Source organism: Streptomyces sp. NPDC059740 (genome assembly GCF_042733155.1).
In the GTDB taxonomy this organism is placed as follows: domain Bacteria; phylum Actinomycetota; class Actinomycetes; order Streptomycetales; family Streptomycetaceae; genus Streptomyces.
This window is the reverse complement of the sequence record NZ_JBHWGP010000004.1, coordinates 311,992-334,901: the sequence shown is the minus strand read 5'-3', so window position 1 is coordinate 334,901 and position 22,910 is coordinate 311,992. Positions and strand designations below refer to the sequence as shown.

The following is a 22,910-nucleotide window of genomic DNA, read 5'->3' as shown; positions in this document are numbered from 1 at the left end:
CGGGGCTGAGGTAATCCACCCATGAAGATCCACAAGTACGACACCGTCATCGTCGGCGCCGGCGGAGCCGGTATGCGCGCCGCCATCGAGGCCACCAAGCGCAGCCGCACCGCGGTGCTCACCAAGCTCTACCCCACCCGCTCCCACACCGGCGCGGCCCAGGGCGGCATGGCCGCGGCCCTCGCCAACGTCGAGGAGGACAACTGGGAGTGGCACACCTTCGACACGATCAAGGGCGGCGACTACCTGGTCGACCAGGACGCCGCCGAGATCCTGGCGAAGGAGGCCATCGACTCGGTCCTCGACCTGGAGAAGATGGGCCTGCCCTTCAACCGCACGCCCGAGGGCAGGATCGACCAGCGCCGGTTCGGCGGCCACTCCCGCAACCACGGTGAGGCCCCCGTCCGCCGGTCCTGCTACGCCGCGGACCGCACCGGCCACATGATCCTCCAGACGCTGTACCAGAACTGCGTCAAGGAGGGCGTGGAGTTCTTCAACGAGTTCTACGTCCTGGACCAGATCGTGGTCGAGGAGGGCGGGGTCAAGAAGTCCGCCGGCGTCGTCGCCTACGAGCTGGCCACCGGCGAGATCCACATCTTCCACGCCAAGTCCGTGGTGTACGCCTCGGGCGGCAACGGCAAGTTCTTCAAGGTCACCTCCAACGCGCACACCCTCACCGGTGACGGCCAGGCGGCCTGCTTCCGGCGCGGCCTGCCGCTGGAGGACATGGAGTTCTTCCAGTTCCACCCGACCGGCATCTGGCGCATGGGCATCCTGCTCACCGAGGGCGCCCGCGGTGAGGGCGGCATCCTGCGCAACAAGGACGGCGAGCGCTTCATGGAGAAGTACGCGCCCGTCATGAAGGACCTCGCCTCCCGCGACGTGGTCTCGCGCTCGATCTACACCGAGATCCGCGAGGGCCGCGGCTGCGGCCCCGACGGTGACCACGTCTACCTAGACCTCACCCACCTGCCGCCGGAGCAGCTCGACGCCAAGCTGCCCGACATCACCGAGTTCGCCCGCACCTACCTGGGCATCGAGCCGTACACCGACCCGATCCCGATCCAGCCCACCGCGCACTACGCGATGGGCGGCATCCCCACCAACGTGCAGGGCGAGGTGCTGGCGGACAACACCACCGTCGTGCCGGGTCTGTACGCGGCCGGCGAGGTCGCCTGCGTCTCGGTGCACGGCGCCAACCGCCTGGGCACCAACTCGCTGCTGGACATCAACGTCTTCGGCCGCCGCTCCGGCATCGCCGCCGCCGAGTACGCGGACACCGCGGACTTCGTGGAGCTGCCCGAGGCCCCGGAGAAGTTCGTCGTCGAGCGCATCCAGATGCTGCGCGACGCGACCGGCAACGAGCGCGTGGCGGACATCCGCAACGAGCTGCAGGAGTGCATGGACGCCAACGTGATGGTGTTCCGCACCGAGCAGACGATCAAGACGGCGATCGAGAAGATCGGCGAGCTGCGCGAGCGGTACCAGAACATCTCCGTGCAGGACAAGGGCCGCCGCTTCAACACCGACCTGCTGGAGGCCATCGAGCTGGGCAACCTGCTGGAGCTGGCCGAGGTCATGGCGGTCTCCGCGCTGGCCCGCAAGGAGTCGCGCGGCGGCCACTACCGCGAGGACTACCCCAACCGCGACGACGTCAACTTCATGCGGCACACCATGGCGTACCGCGAGACGGGTGAGGACGGCCGCGAGTCGATCCGCCTCGACTACAAGCCGGTCGTGCAGACCCGCTACCAGCCGATGGAGCGTAAGTACTGATGAGCACCCCGACCATGGAGAAGCACTCCGCGCAGCTCGACGCCGCGGAGAACAGCGCTTCGCACACGATCACGGTCACCTTCCGCATCCGCCGGTTCAACCCCGAGGTCTCCGAGGAGGCCTCGTGGCAGGACTTCCAGATGGAGATCGACCCCAAGGAGCGGGTGCTCGACGGCCTCCACAAGATCAAGTGGGAGCTCGACGGCACGCTGACCTTCCGGCGGTCCTGCGCCCACGGTGTCTGCGGCTCGGACGCGATGCGCATCAACGGCCGCAACCGGCTGGCGTGCAAGACGCTGATCAAGGACATCAACCCGGCCAAGCCGATCACGATCGAGCCCATCAAGGGCATGGCGGTCCTCAAGGACCTCGTCGTGGACATGGAGCCGTTCTTCCAGGCCTACCGCGACGTGATGCCCTTCCTCATCACCAGCGGCAACGAGCCGACGCGCGAGCGCTACCAGTCCGCCGAGGACCGCGAGCGCTTCGACGACACCACCAAGTGCATCCTGTGCGCCGCGTGCACCTCCTCGTGCCCGGTGTTCTGGAACGACGGCCAGTACTTCGGCCCGGCGGCGATCGTCAACGCGCACCGCTTCATCTTCGACTCGCGTGACGAGGGCGGCGAGCAGCGCCTGGAGGTCCTGAACTCCAAGGACGGCGTGTGGCGCTGCCGCACGACCTTCAACTGCACCGACGCCTGCCCCCGCGGCATCGAGGTCACCAAGGCGATCCAGGAGGTCAAGCGGGCGCTGATCACCCGGCGCTTCTGACCTTCGGCGGCCCTCACCCGGCCGCGCCTCACAGGCCCCGTCCCTCCGGTACGTCCGGGGAGGCGGGGCCTCGGTGCGTCCGGGGGCCGCGGCGTGGCAGTCGCCCACCCGGACCCGCGTGGTGCCGTTGGTGTGCGCGGCGGAGTCCGGCGAGCTGGTGCCGCGCCGGACGGTGACGCCCGCAGGTCTGCCCGGCCGGCGGGGGCGGCCCTGCAGGCACGGCGGCTCACCGACCGGTCGCGGCGCGGGCGCGGCGCCAGGCGCCGTCGGCCAGCAGGCGCAGGCCGTTGAGGCCGACGATGACGGTGGAGCCTTCGTGGCCCGCGACCCCGAGCGGCAGGGGGAGGTGGCCGGCCAGGTCCCAGACGACCAGCCCGGCGACGAACACCGCGGCGACGACGAGGTTCTGCACGACCAAGCGGTGTGCTCGGCGGGAGAGGCGGACGACTGCGGGAACGGTGGCCAGTTCGTCGCGGACCACGACCGCGTCGGCAGTCTCCAGGGCAAGGTCGGACCCGGCGCGGCCCATGGCGATGCCGGTGTGGGCGGCGGCCAGCGCGGGGGCGTCGTTGACGCCGTCTCCGATCACGAGCACCTTCCGTCCGGCCTGCTCCATCTGCCGCACCGCGCTGACCTTGTCCTGCGGCAGCAGGCCGGCACGGACGTCGGTGATGCCGACCTCGGCGGCGAGTCGGGCCGCCGCGCGCGGGTTGTCACCGGTGACCAGGACCGGGGCGCTGCCCGTCAGCCCGCCCAGGGCCGTGACGGTGGCGGCAGCCTCCTCGCGCAGCCGGTCGGCGATGCCCAGCACCCCCACCGGGACGCCGTGCAGCGTCACCAGCACGGCGGTGCGGCCCTCTCCCTCCAGGCCCGCGGCAGCCGCGGCGGCCGGGTGGCCGGCGAGGTCGTCCAGGAGGCGGGCGGGGCTGCCGACCGCCACGGTGCGGCCCTCGACCCTGGCGCTCACCCCGGTTCCCGGCGTCGAGGCGAAGTCCTCGGCCGGCGGGATGTCGAGGTTGCGGGCCTTGGCCGCCTCCACGATCGCGTGGGCCAGTGGGTGCTCGCTGGGGTGCTCGGCGGCGGCCGCCAGTCCCAGCAGCTCGTCCTCGCTCAGGCCGGCGGCGGTCAGCGGGCGGATGTCGGTCACGCGCGGGGTGCCCTCGGTCAGGGTGCCGGTCTTGTCCATCGCCACCGCGTCGACCTGCCCCAGTCGCTCCGTCACCACGGCGGACTTCACCAGCACACCGTGCCGTCCGGCGTTGGCGATGGCGGACAGCAGCGGCGGCATGGTGGCCAGCACCACCGCGCACGGCGAGGCGACGATCATGAAGGTCATGGCGCGCAGCAGCGTGGGGTGCAGCGCGGCGCCGAACAGCAGCGGCAGCGCGAACAGAGCGATCGTCGCGGCGACCATGCCGATCGAGTACCGCTGTTCGATCTTCTCGACGAACAGCTGGGTGGGCGCCTTGGTCTCCGAGGCTTCCTCCACCATGGCCACGATTCGGGCGAGCACCGAGTCCGACGGGTCACGTTCCACCTTCACCCGCAGGGCGCCCCTGCCGTTCAGGGTGCCGGCGAAGACCTCGTCGCCCACCTGCCTGGCCACGGGGAGGGGCTCTCCGGTGATGGTCGCCTGGTCGACGTCGCTGGCGCCGTCCAGGACACGGCCGTCGGCGCCGATCCGTTCGCCGGGACGCACCAGGAGGGTGTCGCCCACGCCGAGCTGCTCGGTCGGCACCGCCTCCTCGCTGCCGTCGTCGGCGAGGCGGGTCGCGGTCGTGGGGGCGAGGTCGAGCAGGCCGCGCACCGAGTCGGCGGTGCGAGCGGTGGCGATCGCCTCCAGGGCGCCGGAGGTGGCGAAGATGACGATCAGCAGCGCGCCGTCCAGCGCCTGTCCGATCGCCGCCGCCCCCAGCGCCGCCACCACCATCAGGAGGTCGACGTCCAGGGTCTTCTCCCGCAGTGCCCGAAGTCCGGCCCAGCCGGGCTCCCAGCCGCCGGTGGCGTAGGTGAGGGCGAACAGCGTCCCCCACACCCAGGACGGCGCCCCGGCCAGGTACGGCGGCAGCGCGATCAGGAACAGCACCAGCGCGGCGGCGGCCCAGCGGGCCTCGGGCAGCGCGAGGATGCGGGTACGGCGCCGGGGCGTCGCCGCTTCGCGGGCGGCGGCATCGCCCGCCGGGGCCGAACGGGTGAGAGTGGAAGACATCGCAGGGGTCCTCGGGGCAAGGAAACGACGACGGACAGCGTCCAACCCGGCCACCGTAACAGGAACAAATGAACATCGATTCATGTATTCATGGTGCGGCGTACCATGAATTGCATGGGTCACGGAGCCGCACCACCCGACGACAGCGTCCCGCCCACGCGTCTGGACGCGACCAACGCCGCCAGGGTGGCCACGACCCTCCAGGCCCTGGCCACCCCCTCCCGCCTGCTCATCCTCGCCCGTCTGCGCGAAGGCCCGCTGCCGGCGACGGAGCTCGCGAGCGAGGTCGGCATGGAGCAGTCCGCCTGTTCCCACCAGCTTCGGTTGCTGCGCAACCTCGGCCTGGTCACCGGCACCCGCAAGGGCCGCTCCGTGGTGTACGCCCTCTACGACAACCACGTCTCCGAGCTCCTCGACCAGGCGCTCTACCACGTCGAGCACCTGCGCCTGGGGCTGCACGACGCCCCCGGTGCCACGGTCGTCCCGACTGCCGCCGGGCACTGACCGGGCACCGGGAAGCTCGCCGCCTCGGCACTTCTCCTCTGGCCTCGCCCCCTGCCCGCCCGGGAACGTGCTTGCCTCCGGCCCCTTCCCGGCACGCCGGCGTGGGAGGCCCGAAGCGTGACGCTCAGCGGTGCCGGCGGTGGGGTTCCTCGGTGTGGTGTCCGTGCTCTGCCGGGCCGCCGTGGTCCTGGTCGGTGACGGGTGAGCCGCCCATCATGCGGAGCATGGGCACTCCCCCGGTACGCACGAAGCGCACCAGCAGGGCCGCAGCCAGGAGGAGGAAGGCGATGTTGAGCCAGGTCGTGTAGTTCCAGGACACGCCCTCCCTCGGGATCCTGGCGGCTCCACGGTCGGGAACCAGGCCGAGGCCGCCGAAGGTGAATTCGACGACGTATCCGGCGACGACCGTGGCGGCGTAGAAGGTGCCCAGCAGGAAGGCGGTCGCCTTCGCCCCGTAGTACCTCCGGTAGATGTTGAGGATCGGCAGGATCAGCAGGTCGGCGAAGAGGAACGCCACGACGCCGCCGAAGCTGATGCCGCCCTTCCACAGCACCACGGCCAGCGGCACGTTGCCGATCGAGCACACGACCGAGGCCATCGCCACCAGCGGGCCGATGACCGGGCCCCACAGCCTGGCAGCCAGGGGATGGCCGTCGAAGAAGAAGGCGCGCCAGAAGGAGTCAGGCACCCAGGCGGCGATGGCGCCTGCGATGAGCAGGCCGATCACCAGGTCGCGCAGGATCGCCGCCCACTCCATGACGAAGACGTGGCTCGTGGAGGTGAAGCCCTCGCCTGACATCAGCCGCCGGGCGAAGGAACCCTCCCGCCGCACGGACATGTCCATCGCGGCGTGGCCCTCCATCGACCCGGCCACGGCACGCTCCGCCTGTCCGCGTGCCCGGCGCAGCAGCCCGTCGCGCAGGAACAGCCGGAACAGCACGGCCAGCAACACGATCATGACGGGGCCGCCGACGAACTCAGCGAGCGTGAACTGCCAGCCCATGAGGAGGGCCAGGATCACGCCGAGTTCGACGACGAGGTTGGTGGAGGCGATCTCGAAGGCCATCGCGGCGGTGAAGTTCGCGCCCTTGCGGAACAGGGAGCGGGCCAGTGCCACCGCGGCATAGGAGCACGAGGAGGACGCCATGCCCAGGCCGGTGGCGAGGGCGAGGGTGCGAGGGCGGTCGTCACCGAGGAGGGAGACGACGGTGGACCGCCGGACCACGGCCTGGACGACCGCGGACAGGGCGAAGCCCAGGATCAGGGCCCAGGTGATCTCCCAGGTCATGGATGCGGTGATGGACAGGGCGTGCAGGACGGCGTGCATCGGTGAAGCCTGACTCCTTCGACGAGGACCGTGCTGGTGGACACGCGGACCCGAGGGGACGCGGGACCCGCGTACCCCGGCACGGCGCCCGGTCACCGCGCGGGGCGCCCAGGCACGGGCTCACCGATGCCGGCGGTGCCGGTGTTCTCCGATGCTGGTGAGGCCCGTCGTCCCTCCGCACCCCGCGGCGGTCCGGCAGTCGCGGCACAGGCCCGGTTCCGGCGCGCGGAAGGCGCGGTCGCAGCCGTCGCAGTTGTGGAGCGGGGGCGGGGCTCCCTGGTGTGCTGCGGACGGCAGGGGTGACGGCAGGTGGGCGCTGAGGCGGTGGGCGAGGAGGGCGGCGGGGCGGCGGGGCCCGTCGGGTGGCAGGCCGGTGGTGAGGACGCGCACCACGGCCGACGCTGGGACCTCGCGTTCCAGCCACGCGGCGATGCCCGGGGCCAGGTGCGCGGTGTCGCAGCCCGAGAGCGTCAGCCGGGCGTCGTGGCGGCGCAGCCCGGCGAGGAGGTCGGCGGCGGTCTGCAGGAGTCCCGGGGTGGTGTGAACGGGCTGCGGCACAGCGGGGAGAGGCAGAGCCTTCCGCCGCGTGGGACGGCTGCCGCCGGCCACTGCGTCGTGGGGCGCGGCGGCGCGTGGCGGCGGGGTCGCATGCCTGCCGAGGGGTGGCCGCTCGGGGGTGCGCCGGGCGGCGCCTGGCTGGTTGCAGGAGACGGTGCGGGTGACGACGCGCCCGGCCGGGGTCCGTTCGCGGGTGCGGCGCAGGTAGCCGTGGGCCTCCAGTTCGCGCAGGGCGGCGGCGATGCGGGTGGCGCCCTCGGGGAAGCGGTGGGCGAGCGTCTTGATGTCGACGCGGGCGCCCGGTGGCAGCGACTGGATGTGGACGGCGAGCCCGATCGCCAGCAGCGAGAGTTCGGCGTGCTGGGCGAGATGGTTGCCGACGACCGTGAAGCGGCGGGTGTGCCGGGTGTTCTCGTGGATCACGCCGCCGAGGCCGGGGGCGGTGGGGCGAACGCGGGGGCGTGCCGTCGCCCGCAAGGGGGGCGGATCGCCGTGGTCGCCTGACTGCGGGCGCGCGAGGGCGCTAGGGTTCTCACTACCCATGGGGAAGGTCCGTTCTTCCTCGTTGGTCAGGCCCTCGCTCCGGGATTGCCGTCCCGGCGGGGGCCGTTTTCTGTCTGCGGTTGTGGGCGGGCACGTGCTGCCTGCGTGGGCTGAGCGTAAGGCAGTTGCGGGGTGCGGAATCCAGTTTGTTCGGGAGGATTCACCCCTGCGGGTGGAGGTGGCGGGCATGGTGGACGGGAGGGTCGGGGTGGGGTCGGGTGAGGTTCTTTCTCCCCACGGTTTTCTGGGAGGAAGCCTGAGCCACCGGAGCGCGTGAGTACGGGTTCCGGTGGCCGCAGCGCCGACCCCGCAGGGCGGCCGCACCCGCCGTTCAGCCCGCGGTTCCCCGCGGCAGCCTCAGCTCGGCCCAGACGACCTTGCGGGGGTGCGCCTCCACCCGGACGCCCCACCGGTCGGCGAACGCCTCGACGAGCAGCAGGCCACGGCCCGACGCGGCTTCCGGCCCAGGGGCCCGCACCTGCGGCACACGCTCGCCCCGCGCGTCCGTCACCTCGATCCGCAGCACACCGGGAGCCAGTCGGAGCCCCAGCCGGAAGTCACGCCCCGGCACGCGGGTGGCCTGCTGGCGGCGATGAAGGAGGACGTGCGACGGGTCCGGTATCCCAAGAAGGTGCGGGATCTGGCGCGGATGGAGGCCACAGCGGTGGAGATCGGAGTTTTCGAGAGCAGCAGCATCTGCGGCCTGTTGCAGACGCCCGACCATGCGCGCGCGCTCTTTCAGGCGGCGCAGCCGCCCTACTCCCTCGACGACATCGATCGCATGGTCGCCGGGCGCATGGCTCGGCGTGCCGTCTTCGAGAGGGCCCCGGCCCCTTCGATGAGTTTCGTCCTCGAAGAGGCACCGCTGCAGCGCGAGGTCGGCGGCAAAGAGGTCTGGCGCCGACAACTGGAGCATCTGATCGCCGTCGCCCAGATGTACAACGTCACCCTCCAGGTGATGCCTACAAAGAGCGAAGCCCACCCCGGCCTGGACGGCCGGATCGAGCTGCTGAAGTTCGCCGACGGCAGCGGCGTCGGGCGCTCCGCCGGGGCCTTCTACGGCCGACCGACCTCTGACCCGAAAGACCTCCGCGTTCTGGAGCTCCGGTATGGCACCATCCGTGCTCAGGCACTCTCACCCAGGGAGTCTCACGCCTTCATCTCGCGCCTGCTGGGAGCAGCATGACCCACGTACCCACCGCCGAACCCAGCCATGAGCCGGTCTGGTTCAAGAGCAGTTACAGCAGTGGAACTGACGGCAACTCCTGCATCGAGGTGGCGACCACCCCCGCAGCCGTCCACGTCCGGGACTCCAAGAACGCCGAGGGCCCCCACCTCACCCTCTCCCCCACCGCCTGGGCCGTCCTCATCACCTACGCCGCCAAGGGCTGAGCGGGGCGGGCTGCTCCCGCACGGGTGGCGGGGCAGCCCGTCAGCCCTCAGGCGTCAGGCGCCAGTCGTCAGCCGCCCACAGTCTGATCGCTCGCCCCGTAGGCGTACCGTGCCGCGGCGGAAGCCAGGGCCAGGACGTTCGGCCCCGAGTCGTCACCGTCGAGGTGGCGGTACTCGGTGGCGGCGAGGATCACCACGCGTTCCGGCAGGCCCAGTTCCGCGCCGAGGCCGGAGGCCAGCACGGCCTTCGCGGCCTCCAGGGAGTCGAGTCCGGCCCGGTGGTGGGCGTGCAGGCGCTCCCGCAGGTCCTGCACGTAGCCGACGTACTCCCGCAGGCCCTCGGGGCCGATGACCGGGCCGTGGCCGGGCACGATGGTCTGCGCGCCGGAGGCCAGCACCGCCTCGCAGACCTCGACGACGCGGCCCAGCGGCCCCGCCCAGTGCACCGGGTGGTCGCCGACGAAGACCACGTCGCCAGTGCAGACCACGCCCTGCTGCGGCAGGTGCACGATGAGGTCGCCGGCGGTGTGGGCGGGGCCGACCTCGGTCAGCTCCACCTCGGTCGCGCCGACCGTGAACCGGTGGGTGCCGCTGAAGGTGAGCGTGGGCGCCACCACCTCGGAGGTGGTGTAGTCGAAACGGCCGAAGTGGCGGCGCATGTAGGCGCCGACCGGGTCCTCGGGGTCGCTCTGCCCGACCAGCACCTGCATCTCCCGCGGGCCGGGCTCGCCGCACAGGTGCTCGGCGAAGGCGGCGGTGGAGACGAACTCGGCGCCCTCGAACGCGGAGTTGCCGAAGGTGTGGTCGCCGTTGGGGTGGGTGTTGACCACCGTGCTCACCTGCACCCCCGCGGGCAGGACGGCGGCGGCGGCCTTCTGGAGGGCCCGCGTCATCGTCAGGTCGTACGGGGTGTCGACGAGCGCGGCCTCGTCACCGTCCGCGATGAGGACGCAGTTGGCGAGGCCCCACGTCGGTTCGCCCGAGGGCGTCGGGGACCACAGGTGTATGCCGTCGGCGAGCTGGGTGAGGGACTGGGGTAGGCGCATGCCCGTCATTCTGACGGGTCCGCCTTCGGTGACCGCGGGGGGTGCCCCCGGCCACCCGCGGGCACCCGTCGGAAACCGGCCACGAGGTGGCGGACCGCGCCGCGGGACGTACGGTCACCGAGGGCCGCTCCTCCCGCCGTCAGCGGTTCTCCGGGCCGGGGCAGCGGGTGACGTGGCCGTTGCCGCTGAACGGGCCGGTGTGGCGGTCCGCCGGGTCGAAGAGGAGGACCATGGACCGCGCCCCCGGGGAGCTGAACGGCTGGGAGGCGACCATCGTCAGCCAGCCCCGGCCCAGCCTGCGGTGGTGGACGGGGCGGCGGTCGCCGTCGGGGTGGAGGTAGGCGCGGTCACCGCGCTCGTACAGGGGGCGCACCCGTGGGTCCCGCAGCACGTCGCGGTGGATCGCCTGGAGCACGGGGTCGTGGGGCAGCCGGGCGAAGGCGACGCGGAACTGCGGGACCAGCAACGGCCCCCACTCGGTGTCCCAGTCGACCAGGAGCTCGTCGCGCGCCTCGTCGGAGAGGAGGAACCAACGGGCCAGGTTCTCCGGCGGCCGGCCCGCGGCGAACCACTCGGCGAACGCCGCGTTGTAGTACCGCACGTTCCAGCACCGGTCGTTGACGTAGGCCATCTCGCGCTGGCCGTCCACCGCACGCTTCCAGGCGTCGGGTATCCCCAGGCCCGCACCGGGGTCGAGGCTCTGGCCGGGCTCGGTGCCGAAGAGGTCCAGGTGGGCCTGGACGTACTCGGACTCGGTCAGCCGCAGGGTACGGGCCAGTTGGAGCAGGTAGTCGGGCGAGGGCCGCAGCGATCCGGACTCGACCTTCTGGTACGTGCCCATGCCCCGGCCCATGGCGATGTCGACGTCCACCTGCGAGAGGCCCACCACCCGCGGCCCGGGCCGCGACGGCCTCGGCGGCAGTCCCAGTTCCCTCGGCTCGATCGCCCGCCGCCGAGCTCTGAGCAGCTCCTGCAGTGCCTGGCCTCGGCGTTTCATAGCCCCGTGCCTCCTGCCCCCACCACCGGGCGGGGGCGCCTTCCGTCCATCATCCGCAGTACCAATCCTGGTAATCAGCCGCCCTTGATTGTTCTCCGACGGGCCTCAAGGATGGGTGTTCACGCGTCGGACCAGTGGGTCCACCGGGTCGGGGGCCGCCGCCACCGGCCGCGCGCCGGAGCGCACCGGGAGCGCCGCGTCCACGACGCCGCCGCGTCCCTGCGTCCGGTCCTCCAGTCGGGTCCGCATCACTGCGCGACCGTGAGCGCGCGGGAGGCTCCACGGGGGTGGGCCTCCTGCACGCTCTTCACCTTTGTCGGGCGCGTGCCGCCCCCGGGCGGGAACCTGGGCGGAGCCGGGCGTGCGGCGGCCGGGCCTCTCGCCGCGGGCACCGCCGGGACGTGGCCGACACACTACCTCGGGTGCCGGCCGCGGCACAGGGAAGCGCAGACGGGCGGAGCCCCTTCCGGGACGGGCCGCGTGCCGCCTCCCGGGCCGCCGTCCGCTCCCTCCGGCGCAGCCGTGCCCGGCCCGCCCCCCTGCATCCCCCGGGGCGGACGGTGGTGTGCGTCACGGTTCAGGCCGCGGTGCCCGCCCGGTCCCGGGCGGTGGTGTGCCTCACAGGTCAGACGGTGGTGTGCGTGGTGTCCGTCACGTCCGCAGTCTCCGCCGGGCGCTCGGCGGGGCCGGACGCCGCCTCGCGCCGCAGCGCCCGCAGTCCGCGGAACCCGACGACACCGATCACCGTCCCCAGGAGGAAGGAGACCACCGCGAGCGCCAGGTGGATCCAGAAGTAGGCCGTGGGGTGGCCCGCGTCGAAGGCGAGACCGCTGCCGTCCTTGATGAGGTTCTTCACGAAGGTGGTCCAGACGCACCAGCTCCACACGCCGAAGGCGAGCAGGAACCAGGACAGCGGACGGGAGAGCTTCATGGTGTCCAGTATGGGCAACGCCGGGACGATCACGGGCCGGGGGGCGTCGGGCCCGGGGCTGCTTTCGGTCTGCCGCCCCCGTCCCGGTAGGTTCACGCACGTGCCGACTCTCCCTGGTCTCCCTGACGTTCCCCGCCCCGCGGCCCGCCCCGCGGACGACGGCGCCTTTCCCGACCCGGTCCGGGTGAGCCCGGCCACACCTCCCGGGACGCGCGGCTCTGCCGCCCGCCGGGCACCTCGTCCCGCCGTCGCCGCCGCGGTGGCGGCCGGCGCCCTGCTTCTCGCCCCGCTCGCCGCGGCCACGCCCGCGGCGGCCGAGGGCGACTCCGCGACGGCGAAGCCGCCCGCCCGGATGTCGACGCTCGGCGGCGCCCAGCTCGGGAAGCAGGGGACGCAGGTCAGGCTCGGCAAGGACGCACCGGCCCTCCCGAAGGACCTCTCGGCGCTGTCCTGGATCGTCTCCGACGAGAAGTCCGGGGAGGTCCTGGCCGCGCACAACGCCCACTGGCAGCTGCCGCCCGCCAGCACGTTGAAGATGCTGTTCGCCGACACCCTCGTCCCCAAGTTCGAGGCGGACCGGAGCTACACCGTCAAGCCGCAGGACCTGGCGGGCATGGGCGAGGGCAGCAGCCTGGTCGGCATCAAGGAGAACCTCAGCTACACGGTGCGGGACCTGTGGCTCGGAGTGTTCCTGCGGTCCGGCAACGACGCCGTGCACACCCTGGCCGCGATGAACCACGGCGTCGATGCGACCGTCGCCGAGATGCGGCAGAAGGCCAAGCAGCTCAACGCCCTGGACACGCACGTCGTCACACCCGACGGCTACGACGCCAAGGGCCAGGTCTCCAGCGCCTACGACCTGAGCCTGTTCGCGCGCCAGGGGCTGAAGAACGCCGACTTCCGCGCCTACTGCGCCACGGCCTCCGCCCAGTTCCCCGGCGACAAGGGCAAGCACGGCAAGCGGGAGACCTTCGGCATCCAGAACACCGACCGGCTGCTGACCGGTGACTACGACCTGGCGCCGTACAAGGGCATCGAGGGCGTGAAGAACGGCTACACCACCAACGCCGGCAACACCTACACCGGCGCGGCCCGGCGCGGTGACCGGACGCTGCTCGTCACCGTCATGAACCCGCAGCGCAGGGTCCACAACGAGGTCTACCGGGAGGCGGCGAAGCTGCTGGACTGGGGCTTCTCCGCGGCACCCCGGGTCTCTCCGGTCGGGCAGCTGGTGGACCCGGGCGACCAGGCCGCGAAGGCCTCGGACGGGAAGAACACCGCGAAGACCTCGGCGGACGACTCCGGCCACACCACGGCGGCTGCGGCGAGCGGTGGCGGCGGCTGGACGGCGGCGGGCATCGCGGCCGGTGCCGTGGTGGTGGTCGGCGCGGCCGGCTACGCCTTCCGCCGGAGCAGGTCCCGCGCCAGGGGCTGAGCGCGTGGCGGCGCCCCCGGGCAAGGGATCACGCCGTGCGGGTTCGCGCGCCCCTCTCGGTGACCATTGCGCGGTGGTCGGCACTGCTCCCCAGCCTCCGCCCCGGTCGCCGCTCCTTCTGCGGTAGGACAGGACCGGTCGGGATGGGCGGCGGGCCTCAACTCCTGGAGTGCGCTTGAGGGGTGGAAGCCGGCCACGCCGCGGCGGCGGGGTCCGCCGCCGTCTTGTCGTTGCCCGCCGTGTGCAGCAATGCCCGGGCCTGGGTGTCCACGAGTCCCGTGAAGATCTGCTGCGCGTACCCGAAGACGATGGCCCAAGCAATGATCTGCGCCGAATTATCCAGATTGCTCAGCCCCGGCACGAACTGTCCACGCATCAAAAGGATGCCCAGGACGGCCGTCAACGCGCCGGTGGGCAGTTTCAGCAGGGCGAGGGTCATCGGAACGGCGAACGGCGTCGCGTTCCCCCGCATACGCCGCAGGGTCACGGTCGCGGCGATGGAGGCGGCCGCGAGTCCCACCAGTTCGACCACCAGATAGTCCGCGGGGGTGCTGACCTGCCCGGCTGTGGGGCCGGCCGCGACGGGGACGACGGAGCTCCTCGCCCTGTTCTCCTTGAGCGGGCACACGACCGCCCCGTGCGGCGTGAAGCAGAGCGGGACCTTTCCCGGGTCCAGGCTCCCCAGCAGGGCGGCGAGAGCAGCCAGGACCGTCAACCCGATCATGGCCCACCAGACGGCGTAGACGAAGCTGCGCAACCGCATCTTCTCGGCGATGTTCGTCTGGCGGGCCATGCCCATGGCGTCCAGCAGCGCTTCCCGCGCCTTCTCGTCGAGGTGCGCTCCTTCGGAGACCGTGTGGGAGATCTTCTCCACCCGCAGGCGCCGCGGGTCGTCGGGGCGCAGGTTCTCGCGTACGAAGGCGAGGACACCCGGCAGCATGGGGACCACGTCGCTCAGTTGCGAAAGGCGCAGGAGAATGTTGTGGGCGGCATCGAGATGGATCTGCCCGACGATGACGTGCGAGGCGTTCTTGTACCTGAAGAAGTGACGGTGGGAGACGCTTTCGATAGCTTTTTCCAGTTCGACCCTGGCGTCCGCGAACAACTTTCCTTTCTTGGATCTTTCGAGCCCCCACTTGGCCCTTTCCCGGTCATCCAGGATCGCCTGCAACTCGCTGGCACGCGCTCTAATGCCTTCTCGGAGCTCCCACGAGCCGGATTCCTCTCTTCGGCACTCCCACCGCGACCTCATGTCGCGATTGTGTAGGCCCGGTTCCACCCGCACCGCCGCGACACGCTACAGCCGGCCCGGCCCCGAAGAGACGAAACGATCCGTTGCGCCGTGGGACCGGCATGCCTGCCGGTCAGGCCGGAAAGTCGTCGTGAGGACTGTGGAGGCAGGGGGGCAGGGCGCCTGTGCCTGGTGTCCAGCGCACAGCGGGAAGGCAGTTGCCCGGCCCCGGTCACGGCGGCGCGGCCTCGCCTCAGCAGGACGGGGCCGGCGGCCTGCTGTGCTCCGCCTGGCGGGGGAGGTCGAGGCCCGGGGTGCCGAAGGTGTACTCCTGCTCCAGGCGCCACACCTCGTCGGCCCCCTGCTCGTAGAGGGCGAAGCCGGTGGTGGTCCAGGAGGCCTCGAAGCCGGCGAGCTCCTGCTGGGCGCGGTCCATCGCGGTCTCACTGATGCCGTGGGCCACGGTGACGTGCGGATGGTACGGAAACGCCAGGTCACGGGCGCACGGGCCGGTGCGCACCCGCTCCTGGAGGGACGCGCAGCCGCCCTCCCCTTCGACGAGGCGCACGAAGACCACCGGTGAGAGCGGCCGGAAGGTGTCGGTGCCGCTCAGGCGCAGGGTGAAGGGGCGGCCGGCCGCCGCGACCTCGGCGAGGTGGCGCTCGACCTCGGGGACGGTGTCCTCGTCCACCACGGTGGGCGGAAGCAGGGTGATGTGGCTGGGGATGTTGTGGGCCGCCGGGTCGCCGAAGTCCGCGCGCCGCTCCTGGAGGAAGCTGCCGTAGGGCTCCGGGACCGCGAGTGAAACGCCCAGCGTGACGGTCCCCACTGCCTTCTCCCTCCTGGAACTGTTCTCACCGGCGGGACGCACGGGGAGTGCGCCCGCCCGGGGCGGTTCCCCCGCTCCACCCCTCAGCCCGGCCCCTGCCCGGGGCCCGGACGGTCCGTGGGCCCGGGGCGGTGGCCCGGGCCCACGGGTGTCTCAGTGCTTGGCCGGTACGAAGCCGACCTTCTCGTAGGCGTCGGCCAGGGTCTCGGCGGCGACGGCCCGCGCCTTCTCCGCCCCCTTGGCCAGTACCGCGTCCAGCGTCTCGGGGTCGTCGAGGTAGCTCTGGGTGCGGTCGCGGAAGGGGGTGACGAACTCCGTCATGACCTCGGCGAGATCGGTCTTGAGCGCGCCGTACATCTTGCCCTCGTAGTCCTGCTCCAGCTGCTCGATGCTCCGGCCGGTGAGGGTCGAGTAGATGGTCAGCAGGTTGGCGACACCGGGCTTGGCGACCGGGTCGTACCGGATCACGGTGTCGGTGTCGGTGACGGCGCTCTTGACCTTCTTGGCCGTGGCCTTCGGCTCGTCGAGCAGGTTGACCAGGCCCTTGGGCGAGGAGGCCGACTTGCTCATCTTGACCGACGGGTCCTGGAGGTCGTAGATCTTCGCCGTCTCCTTCAGGATGTAGGCCGCGGGGACGGTGAAGGTGTCGCCGAAGCGCCCGTTGAAGCGCTCGGCGAGGTCGCGGGTCAGCTCGATGTGCTGGCGCTGGTCCTCACCCACCGGAACCTGGTCGGCCTGGTAGAGCAGGATGTCGGCCACCTGGAGGATCGGGTAGGTGAAGAGCCCGACGGAGGTGGACTCGGCGCCCTGCTTGGCGGACTTGTCCTTGAACTGCGTCATGCGGCCGGCCTCGCCGAAGCCGGTCAGGCAGTTCATCACCCAGGCGAGCTGCGCGTGCTCCGGCACGTGGCTCTGCACGAAGAGCGTGCACCGCTCGGGGTCGAGTCCGGCGGCCAGCAGCTGGGCCGCCGCGAGGCGGGTGTTGCGGCGCAGTTCCGCGGGGTCCTGCGGAACGGTGATGGCATGGAGGTCCACGACCATGTAGAAGGCGTCGTGCGACTCCTGGAGCGCCACCCACTGCCGAACCGCTCCGAGGTAGTTCCCGAGGTGGAAGGAGCCGGCGGTGGGCTGGATTCCGGAGAGCACACGCGGACGATTGGGAGCCATGGCCTCATTGTCTCAGGTCCCGGCACCACCTCTGCGGTCCGGTGTGAACAGCGTGTGAGGAAGCCGGCGCGTGCGCACCGGCCCGTCCCGGACGCCCTGCCGCACCTGCGACAACGCTTCGCAAACCGGACGGATGGCGGTAGAAAGGAAGTCCGGCGCCCGTCCGGACCAGGCGGTCCGGCCCGCTCCACCGCCCGCCGAGGAACGGAGCCCCAGGTGACCTCCCCTTCCGACCGCGCGATCGCCGCCGCCGAGGCGCACAGCGCCCACAACTACCACCCGCTCCCCGTCGTCGTGGCCGCCGCCGAGGGCGCCTGGATGACGGACGTGGACGGGCGGCGGTACCTCGACATGCTCGCCGGCTACTCGGCCCTGAACTTCGGCCACGGCAACCCGCGACTGGTGCGGGCCGCCGAGGAGCAGCTCAGGCGGCTCACGCTGACCTCCCGCGCCTTCCACCACGACCGGTTCGGCGACTTCTGCGAGCAGCTGGCCGCGCTGTGCGGCATGGAGGCCGTGCTGCCGATGAACACCGGGTCCGAGGCCGTGGAGACCGCGGTGAAGACCGCCCGCAAGTGGGGCTACCAGGTGAAGGGGGTGCCCGCGGGTGAGGCACGGATCGTGGTGGCCGAGGGCAACTTCCACGGCCGGACGACGACGATCGTGTCCTTCTCCACCGACCCCGAGGCCCGCGCCGGCTTCGACCCCTTCACCCCGGGGTTCGTGACCGTTCCCTACGGTGACCTCGCCGCGATGGAGGCGGCCGTGGACGACCGGACCGTCGCCGTCCTGCTGGAGCCGATCCAGGGCGAGGCCGGGGTGCTGGTGCCGCCGCCCGGCTACCTCGCCGGGGTCCGGGAGCTGACGCGGCGGCGGAACGTGCTGTTCGTGGCGGACGAGATCCAGTCGGGCCTGGGCCGCACCGGCGCCACCTTCGCCTGCGAGCAGGAGGACGTCGTCCCGGACGTGTACCTGCTCGGCAAGGCGCTGGGCGGCGGCATCGTGCCGGTCTCCGCGGTGGTCTCCTCGCGCGAGGTGCTGGGCGTCTTCCGGCCCGGCGAGCACGGTTCGACCTTCGGCGGCAACCCGCTGGCCTGCGCGGTCGGGCTGGAGGTCGTGGCGCTGCTGCGCACCGGCGAGTACCAGGAGCGGGCGCGGGTGCTGGGCGAGCGGATGCACGCCGCCCTGGCACGGCTGACGTCGGCCGGCGCGGTCACGGCGGTGCGCGGCCGCGGGCTGTGGGCCGGCGTGGACGTCGCTCCGGCGGCGGTGGGGGCGGCACCCGGCACGGCCGGCCGGCGGCTGTGCGAACTGCTGGTGGAGCGCGGCGTGCTGGCCAAGGACACCCACGGCGACACGGTCCGGCTCGCTCCACCGCTCGTCGTCGAGGAGGCCGACCTGGACTTCGGGCTGGCGCGGATCGCGGAGGCGCTGGGGGCTGCGGCACCTGGCGGGAGGGGCCCCGGCGACGGGCCCGGCCCCGCGCAGCAGCCGCCGGCGGGCTGAGCCCGGCGGGCAGAAGCGGCCGGCACCCCACCGGGCGGGGTGCCGGCGGCCCGGGCCCGGCTTCTCCGTGGCCCGGCGGGGCCGCTGGTTCAGTCGTGGAGGGCCGTGCGGAGGGCGTCGACGGCCAGGTGACGTGCGACGTCGGCGGCGCGGGTGTCGCGCAGGGAGTCCAGCAGCAGGAAGTCGTGGACCATGCCCTCCACGCGTACCGCCGTGACGTCCACGCCCGCCTCGCGCAGCCGCGCGGCGTAGGCCTCGCCCTCGTCCCGCAGGACGTCCGCCTCGTCGGTGATCAGGAGGGTCCTGGGGAGGGCGGCGAGCTGCTCGGTGGACGCCTGGAGGGGTGAGGCGTACGGCTCGCCGCGCTGCGCGGGGTCGCTGTACTGGTCCCAGAACCAGATCATGCCGTCGCGGGTGAGGTAGTAGCCCTCGGCGAACTCCCGGTAGGAGGGGGTGTCGAAGTCCGCGTTGGTCACCGGGTACAGCAGCACCTGTGTCCGCAGGTCGACGCCGCCGCGCTCCGCGGCCATCAGCGCGAAGACGGTGGACATGCAGCCGCCCACGGACTCACCGCACACGGCCATGCGGGAGGCGTCGATGCCGTGCTCGGCGCCGTGCTCGACGATCCACCTGCCGACGGCCCAGTTCTGCTCGACCTGGGTGGGGTACTTCGCCTCGGGCGCCCGGTCGTACACCGGGAACACCAGGGCGGCCCCGGCTCCGACGGCGATCTCGCGTACGAGCCGGTCGTGGGTCTTCTCGTCGCCGAACACCCACCCGGCACCGTGGATGTACAGGATGGCCGGCAGGTCACCCGCCGCGCCCCGGGGCCGGATGATGCGGGTGCGCACCTGTCCCCACTGGCCGGCGTCGACGGTGACCCACTCCTCGTCGACCTCCGGCCGCGCCACTCCCTCGCCGCTCTGCAGGCCGGCGAGGATGTCGCGGCCCTGGTCGGGCGGGACCTCGTAGATGCGGGGGTGCGGGTCGGTCGCCTCGGTCAGTTCCTGCGCGGCCTCCTCCAGGAGCGGAACGAGGACCTCGGTCTTGTGCGGCATGCCGGATCTCCTTCTGCGGAAGGGAAGCAGTCGACTACGGGGGGACGTCGGGCGGCGGCCTCACCGGCGGCCCACCGACCCGTACGCGGTGGGGCCGCGGGCCCCGGCGTGCTGCGCGCAGCCGCCCCGGCCGGCGCATGCCACCACCCGAACGGCCGACACCGGCTCCCTTCCAGTGTGGGAGGCCCCCGGGCCCCCGCAACTCCTGGCGGAAGCAGCCGGTCGAAGGCGGATCGCCGCAGGTGAGGACGGTCGCCGAGCGGGGCGTGGAGGCCACCGCTCCCGCGCGCCGAGGTGGGCTCAGGCCGGCGGCAGGGCGCGCAGCAGGGCGTCGAGCACCTGCGGGAAGGCGTGCTCGGGCGGACGGCCGTAGGGGACGACCAGCGCGTCGCGGTCGGCCACCGTGCCCGGGGCGGTGAAGTCCGCGAGGCCGGTGACGGTCAGTCCGTGCCAGCGGGCCCCGCGCACCACGGACCGCTCGGTGCCGGGTTCCAGTTCGAGCAGCGCATGGAGGCCGGCGGCGATGCCGGTGACCCGCAGGTGCGGGGCGTGCTCACGGACGGCGGCCACGAAGCGGTCGCGGCGCCTGCGGTAGTGCAGGCGCATGCCGCGCACATGGCGGTCGTAGGCGCCGGAGGTGAGGAACTCGGCGAGGGTGAGCTGGTCGAAGGTGCCCGCCTGGCCCTCGCCGAGCCCGGAGAGGAGGTCGCTGCCGGGGAGGGGCAGTTCGTGCGGCGTGCCCATCGCGGCCAGCACCGGGTCCAGGAGGCGCTCGGGCACCACGAGCCAGGCCAGCCGCAGCCCCGGTGCGAGGCTCTTGCTCGCGGTGCCCAGGTAGACGACGCGGTCGGGGGCCAGGCCCTGGAGGGCGCCGACGGGTTGCCGGTCGTAGCGGAACTCGCCGTCGTAGTCGTCCTCCAGCACCATGCCGTCGGCCTCCCGCGCCCAGGCCACGACCTCGGCGCGGCGTTCGGGGTGGAGCGCCACGCCGGTGGGGAACTGGTGGGCCGGGGTGAGCAGCACCGTCCGCAGGTGCCGCAGGCCGGTCAGTTCCGCGGTGACGGCGCCCTTCTGGTCGACGGCCAGCGGTGCGGTGCGCAGACCGGTGCGCAGGAGGGTCTGGCGGTGGAAGGGCAGGCCGTAGGCCTCGGTGCCCGCCGCGCGCACCCCGGCGGCGCGCAGCACCCGGGCGACGGCGCGCAGCCCCTGCATGAACCCGGCGCACACCACGACCCGTTCGGGGGTGGTGCGCACGCCGCGGGCCCGGGCGAGGTAGTCGGCGAGGGCCTCGCGCAGCGCCGGGTGGCCGCCGGGCGGGCAGTAGCCGAGGGCTTCGTTGGGGGCCGCGGTCAGGGCGCGGCGGGCGGCGGCCAGCCAGGCGCTGCGGGGGAAGGCGGAGAGGTCGGGGGTGCCGGGGGTGAGGTCGTGGCGGGGCGGGGTGGGCCGGGTGCGGCGGCTGGGCGTCGCACCGATGCTGGAGGTGGTCCGGGTGGGGGCGGGCGCCTCGGCGACCCGGGTGCCGGAGCCCTGGCGGGCGGTGAGCCAGCCTTCGGCGACGAGGTCGGCGTAGGCCTCGGCGACGGTGTTGCGGGCGATGCCCAGGTCGGGGGCGAGGCTGCGGGAGGAGGGCAGCCGGGTGCCGGGGGCCAGGCGGCCGTCGCGGACGGCGTCGCGCAGGGCGGCGGTCAGGGCCGTGCGCAGGCCGCGCGGGCGGGCCCCGGGGGCGGGCCGCAGGGCCAGCTCCAGGTGCAGGTCGCGGCCGAAAGTGGCCCAGTCTCTTTCCACGGAAATGGACCATACCGGGGTGCCATTCCGGGCGTAGCGTCGTAGCCATGACGACCACCGAGAACTCCGTACCGAAGGCGGCGGGGGCGGGGCACGCGGGCCCGCGCCTGGACTTCGCCGCGCTGGCGCCCGAGGTGTACCGGGCCATGGTGAAGCTGGACGCGGCCTCCCGCCGCGACGTCGACCCGGCGCTGGCCGAGCTGGTGCGGGTACGTGCCTCGCAGCTCAACGGCTGTGCCTTCTGCGTCGACATGCACACCCGGGACGCCCGGCAGGCGGGTGAGTCCGAGCAGCGCCTGCACCTGGTGGCGGCCTGGGAGGAGGCCGGCGAGGTCTTCACCGACCGGGAGCGGGCAGCCCTCGCCCTCACCGAGGCCGTCACCGTGCTGACCGACGGCTTCGTGCCCGACGCGGTCTACCAGCGGGCCGCGGCCCACTTCTCCGAGGAGGAGCTGGCCGCTCTGATCACCCTCGCCACCACCATCAACGCGTGGAACCGCATCGGCGTGTCCACCCGCATGACGCCCGGGAGGGCCTGATGACCGACACCGCCGCACACCCCCGGCTGCCCTTCTGGAAGCTCGCGCCCGAGACGTACCGGGCGAACCTGGCGCTCAACACCGCCGCGGCCCGGGGGCTGGGCGACCCCGGCCTGGCCCACCTGGTGGTGCTGCGGGCCTCGCAGATCAACCGGTGCGCGTTCTGCGTCGACATGCACGCCAAGGAGGCCCGGGAGGCCGGCGAACGGCCCGAGCGGCTGGACCTGCTGGTGGCCTGGGAGGAGGCCGGCGACCTCTACACCGACCGGGAGCGGGCGGCCCTCGCCCTCACCGAGGCCGTCACCGTGCTCACCGAGGGTTTCGTGCCCGACGAGGTCTACGAGCGGGCCGCGGCCCACTTCTCCGAGACCGAACTGGCCCACCTGATCGCGGTGATCATCGCGATCAACAACTGGAACCGCTTCAACGTCACCGCGCGCGTCCCGCCGGGCGGCATGTCGTGAGTGCGGACGGGGCGGCGGCCTTCCGGGCCCTGCACCACGGGCGGGCGGCCGGCGACCCGCTGGTGCTGCCGGGGCCCTGGGACGCCGGAAGTGCGGTGGCGTTCGCGGAGGCGGGGTTCGGCGCGCTGGCCACGCCGAGCGCCGGGGTGGCGGCCTCGCTGGGGTACGAGGACGGCGCGACGCCGGCCGAGGAGATGTTCGCGGCCGTCGGGCGCGTGGTGCGGGCGGTGGCCGGGCGCGGGGTGCTGGTCTCGGCGGACGTGGAGGACGGGTACGGCCTGGCGCCCGCGGAGCTGGCGGAGCGGCTGGCCGAGGCCGGGGCGGTGGGCTGCAACGTGGAGGACAGCGACCACGCGGCGGGCGGGCTGCGGGACGCCGCGGCGCACGCCCGGTGGCTGGCCGGGCTGCGGGCGGCCGTGGGGGACGGCCTGGTGGTCAACGCCCGTATCGACACCTACCGTCCGGGCGGCGAGTGGGACGAGGCGGCCCAGTGGGAGGAGACGCTCTCCCGGGCGCGGCAGTACGCGGCGGCCGGCGCCGACTGCCTGTACCCGATCTTCGCGCCGCCGCAGGTCCTGGCCCGGCTGGCGGCCGAGGTGGACCTGCCGCTCAACGCCCTGGCACGGCCCGGCGGCCCCTCGCCGCGGGAGCTGGGGGAACTGGGCGCGCGGCGCGTCACCTTCGGGCCCGGTCTGCAGCGGCGGGCGATGGCGGCGGTGGCCGAGATCGGCCGGGAGCTGGCCGGGGGCTGAGGTGCGCGGGTCGCGCGGCCGGGCACAGGAGTCCTCTCCGGCGTGCCCGGCACGCGCGGCCGGTCCGGGAGCGCGTCGACTAATGTGG

General features: G+C 72.9%; 21 protein-coding genes and 1 pseudogene. 10 read left to right on the top strand and 12 right to left on the bottom strand.

Translation table 11 applies throughout. The features are described from left to right. Positions 1-21: 21 nt before the first annotated feature. Positions 22-1,776, top strand: coding sequence for a succinate dehydrogenase flavoprotein subunit (sdhA, locus tag ACFV3R_RS08060; protein WP_385577323.1), 1,755 nt, complete (start codon positions 22-24; stop codon positions 1,774-1,776). Next, positions 1,776-2,549 (top strand): succinate dehydrogenase iron-sulfur subunit, encoded by a 774-nt coding sequence (locus tag ACFV3R_RS08055; protein WP_385577320.1) that lies wholly within the window; start codon positions 1,776-1,778, stop codon positions 2,547-2,549. Before sdhA ends, ACFV3R_RS08055 begins: the two co-directional genes overlap by 1 nt. Positions 2,550-2,775: 226 nt before the next feature. Here the strand turns inward: ACFV3R_RS08055 and ACFV3R_RS08050 are convergent, their stop codons facing one another. Beyond that, positions 2,776-4,758 (bottom strand): heavy metal translocating P-type ATPase, encoded by a 1,983-nt coding sequence (locus ACFV3R_RS08050; RefSeq protein WP_385577316.1) that lies wholly within the window; start codon positions 4,756-4,758, stop codon positions 2,776-2,778. Positions 4,759-4,872: 114 nt separating this feature from the next. Between ACFV3R_RS08050 and ACFV3R_RS08045 the strand changes: the two genes are divergently transcribed. Next, entirely contained in the window at positions 4,873-5,262 is a 390-nt protein-coding gene (locus ACFV3R_RS08045; protein WP_385577313.1) for an ArsR/SmtB family transcription factor, read from the top strand. 124 nt (positions 5,263-5,386) lie between these two features. Here ACFV3R_RS08045 and ACFV3R_RS08040 read toward each other — a convergent pair whose 3' ends face one another. From ACFV3R_RS08040 to ACFV3R_RS08030, 3 genes are all read right to left on the bottom strand, one after another. Beyond that, complete coding sequence (locus ACFV3R_RS08040; RefSeq protein ID WP_385577310.1) at positions 5,387-6,589, bottom strand: permease; 1,203 nt, start codon at positions 6,587-6,589, stop codon at positions 5,387-5,389. A 120-nt stretch (positions 6,590-6,709) separates the two neighbouring features. Further along, positions 6,710-7,690, bottom strand: coding sequence for a helix-turn-helix domain-containing protein (locus ACFV3R_RS08035; RefSeq protein ID WP_385577307.1), 981 nt, complete (start codon positions 7,688-7,690; stop codon positions 6,710-6,712). Between the two features lie 331 nt (positions 7,691-8,021). Beyond that, positions 8,022-8,261 (bottom strand): ATP-binding protein, encoded by a 240-nt coding sequence (locus ACFV3R_RS08030; RefSeq protein ID WP_385577546.1) that lies wholly within the window; start codon positions 8,259-8,261, stop codon positions 8,022-8,024. On the opposite strand from ACFV3R_RS08030, the pseudogene ACFV3R_RS08025 reads away from it, so the two are divergent. Together ACFV3R_RS08025 and ACFV3R_RS08020 are read left to right on the top strand one after the other, a co-directional pair. Further along, positions 8,262-8,876, top strand: a pseudogene (locus ACFV3R_RS08025) (DUF5753 domain-containing protein); the annotation flags it as partial. It abuts the gene before it with no gap. Then, positions 8,873-9,082 (top strand): DUF397 domain-containing protein, encoded by a 210-nt coding sequence (locus ACFV3R_RS08020; RefSeq protein ID WP_385577304.1) that lies wholly within the window; start codon positions 8,873-8,875, stop codon positions 9,080-9,082. The pseudogene ACFV3R_RS08025 and the gene ACFV3R_RS08020, both read left to right, overlap by 4 nt. Positions 9,083-9,150: 68 nt before the next feature. On the opposite strand, the gene ACFV3R_RS08015 is transcribed toward ACFV3R_RS08020, so the two are convergent. The 3 genes from ACFV3R_RS08015 to ACFV3R_RS08005 form a co-directional block, all read right to left on the bottom strand. After that, positions 9,151-10,128, bottom strand: a complete 978-nt coding sequence (locus ACFV3R_RS08015; RefSeq protein ID WP_385577301.1) for an MBL fold metallo-hydrolase — start codon at positions 10,126-10,128, stop codon at positions 9,151-9,153. A 139-nt stretch (positions 10,129-10,267) separates the two neighbouring features. Next, entirely contained in the window at positions 10,268-11,125 is an 858-nt protein-coding gene (locus ACFV3R_RS08010; RefSeq protein ID WP_385577298.1) for a helix-turn-helix domain-containing protein, read from the bottom strand. 625 nt (positions 11,126-11,750) lie between these two features. Further along, positions 11,751-12,056 (bottom strand): SCO4848 family membrane protein, encoded by a 306-nt coding sequence (locus tag ACFV3R_RS08005; RefSeq protein ID WP_385577296.1) that lies wholly within the window; start codon positions 12,054-12,056, stop codon positions 11,751-11,753. 100 nt (positions 12,057-12,156) lie between these two features. Here ACFV3R_RS08005 and ACFV3R_RS08000 point away from each other — a divergent pair, with 100 nt between their 5' ends. Further along, positions 12,157-13,491, top strand: coding sequence for a D-alanyl-D-alanine carboxypeptidase family protein (locus ACFV3R_RS08000; RefSeq protein WP_385577293.1), 1,335 nt, complete (start codon positions 12,157-12,159; stop codon positions 13,489-13,491). 157 nt (positions 13,492-13,648) lie between these two features. Here ACFV3R_RS08000 and ACFV3R_RS07995 read toward each other — a convergent pair whose 3' ends face one another. From ACFV3R_RS07995 to trpS, 3 genes are all read right to left on the bottom strand, one after another. Next, positions 13,649-14,596 (bottom strand): hypothetical protein, encoded by a 948-nt coding sequence (locus tag ACFV3R_RS07995; protein WP_385577290.1) that lies wholly within the window; start codon positions 14,594-14,596, stop codon positions 13,649-13,651. 379 nt (positions 14,597-14,975) lie between these two features. Then, complete coding sequence (locus ACFV3R_RS07990) at positions 14,976-15,551, bottom strand: 2'-5' RNA ligase family protein (protein WP_385577287.1); 576 nt, start codon at positions 15,549-15,551, stop codon at positions 14,976-14,978. A gap of 153 nt (positions 15,552-15,704) precedes the next feature. Beyond that, on the bottom strand, positions 15,705-16,718 hold the full coding sequence (gene trpS, locus ACFV3R_RS07985; RefSeq protein WP_385577284.1) for a tryptophan--tRNA ligase: 1,014 nt from the start codon (positions 16,716-16,718) through the stop codon (positions 15,705-15,707). A 216-nt stretch (positions 16,719-16,934) separates the two neighbouring features. Here trpS and rocD point away from each other — a divergent pair, with 216 nt between their 5' ends. Continuing rightward, positions 16,935-18,224, top strand: coding sequence for an ornithine--oxo-acid transaminase (gene rocD, locus ACFV3R_RS07980; protein WP_385577282.1), 1,290 nt, complete (start codon positions 16,935-16,937; stop codon positions 18,222-18,224). Positions 18,225-18,313: 89 nt separating this feature from the next. On the opposite strand, the gene ACFV3R_RS07975 is transcribed toward rocD, so the two are convergent. Continuing rightward, positions 18,314-19,282 carry an alpha/beta hydrolase gene (locus ACFV3R_RS07975; protein WP_385577279.1) on the bottom strand — a complete coding sequence of 323 codons (969 nt, stop codon included), beginning with the start codon at positions 19,280-19,282 and terminating at the stop codon, positions 18,314-18,316. Positions 19,283-19,582: 300 nt separating this feature from the next. Then, positions 19,583-21,067, bottom strand: a complete 1,485-nt coding sequence (locus ACFV3R_RS07970) for a PLP-dependent aminotransferase family protein (protein WP_385577276.1) — start codon at positions 21,065-21,067, stop codon at positions 19,583-19,585. 47 nt (positions 21,068-21,114) lie between these two features. Here ACFV3R_RS07970 and ACFV3R_RS07965 point away from each other — a divergent pair, with 47 nt between their 5' ends. The 3 genes from ACFV3R_RS07965 to ACFV3R_RS07955 are packed head-to-tail and all read left to right on the top strand — an operon-like array spanning position 21,115 to position 22,822. Next, positions 21,115-21,606, top strand: coding sequence for a carboxymuconolactone decarboxylase family protein (locus tag ACFV3R_RS07965; RefSeq protein ID WP_385577273.1), 492 nt, complete (start codon positions 21,115-21,117; stop codon positions 21,604-21,606). Then, the gene (locus tag ACFV3R_RS07960; RefSeq protein WP_385577271.1) at positions 21,606-22,070 is read left to right on the top strand and encodes a carboxymuconolactone decarboxylase family protein; all 465 of its coding nucleotides are present in this window, start codon (positions 21,606-21,608) and stop codon (positions 22,068-22,070) included. The genes ACFV3R_RS07965 and ACFV3R_RS07960 overlap by 1 nt, the downstream gene beginning before the upstream one ends. After that, positions 22,067-22,822, top strand: coding sequence for an isocitrate lyase/phosphoenolpyruvate mutase family protein (locus tag ACFV3R_RS07955; RefSeq protein ID WP_385577269.1), 756 nt, complete (start codon positions 22,067-22,069; stop codon positions 22,820-22,822). The genes ACFV3R_RS07960 and ACFV3R_RS07955 overlap by 4 nt, the downstream gene beginning before the upstream one ends. The last annotated feature ends 88 nt before the right edge of the window (positions 22,823-22,910 follow it).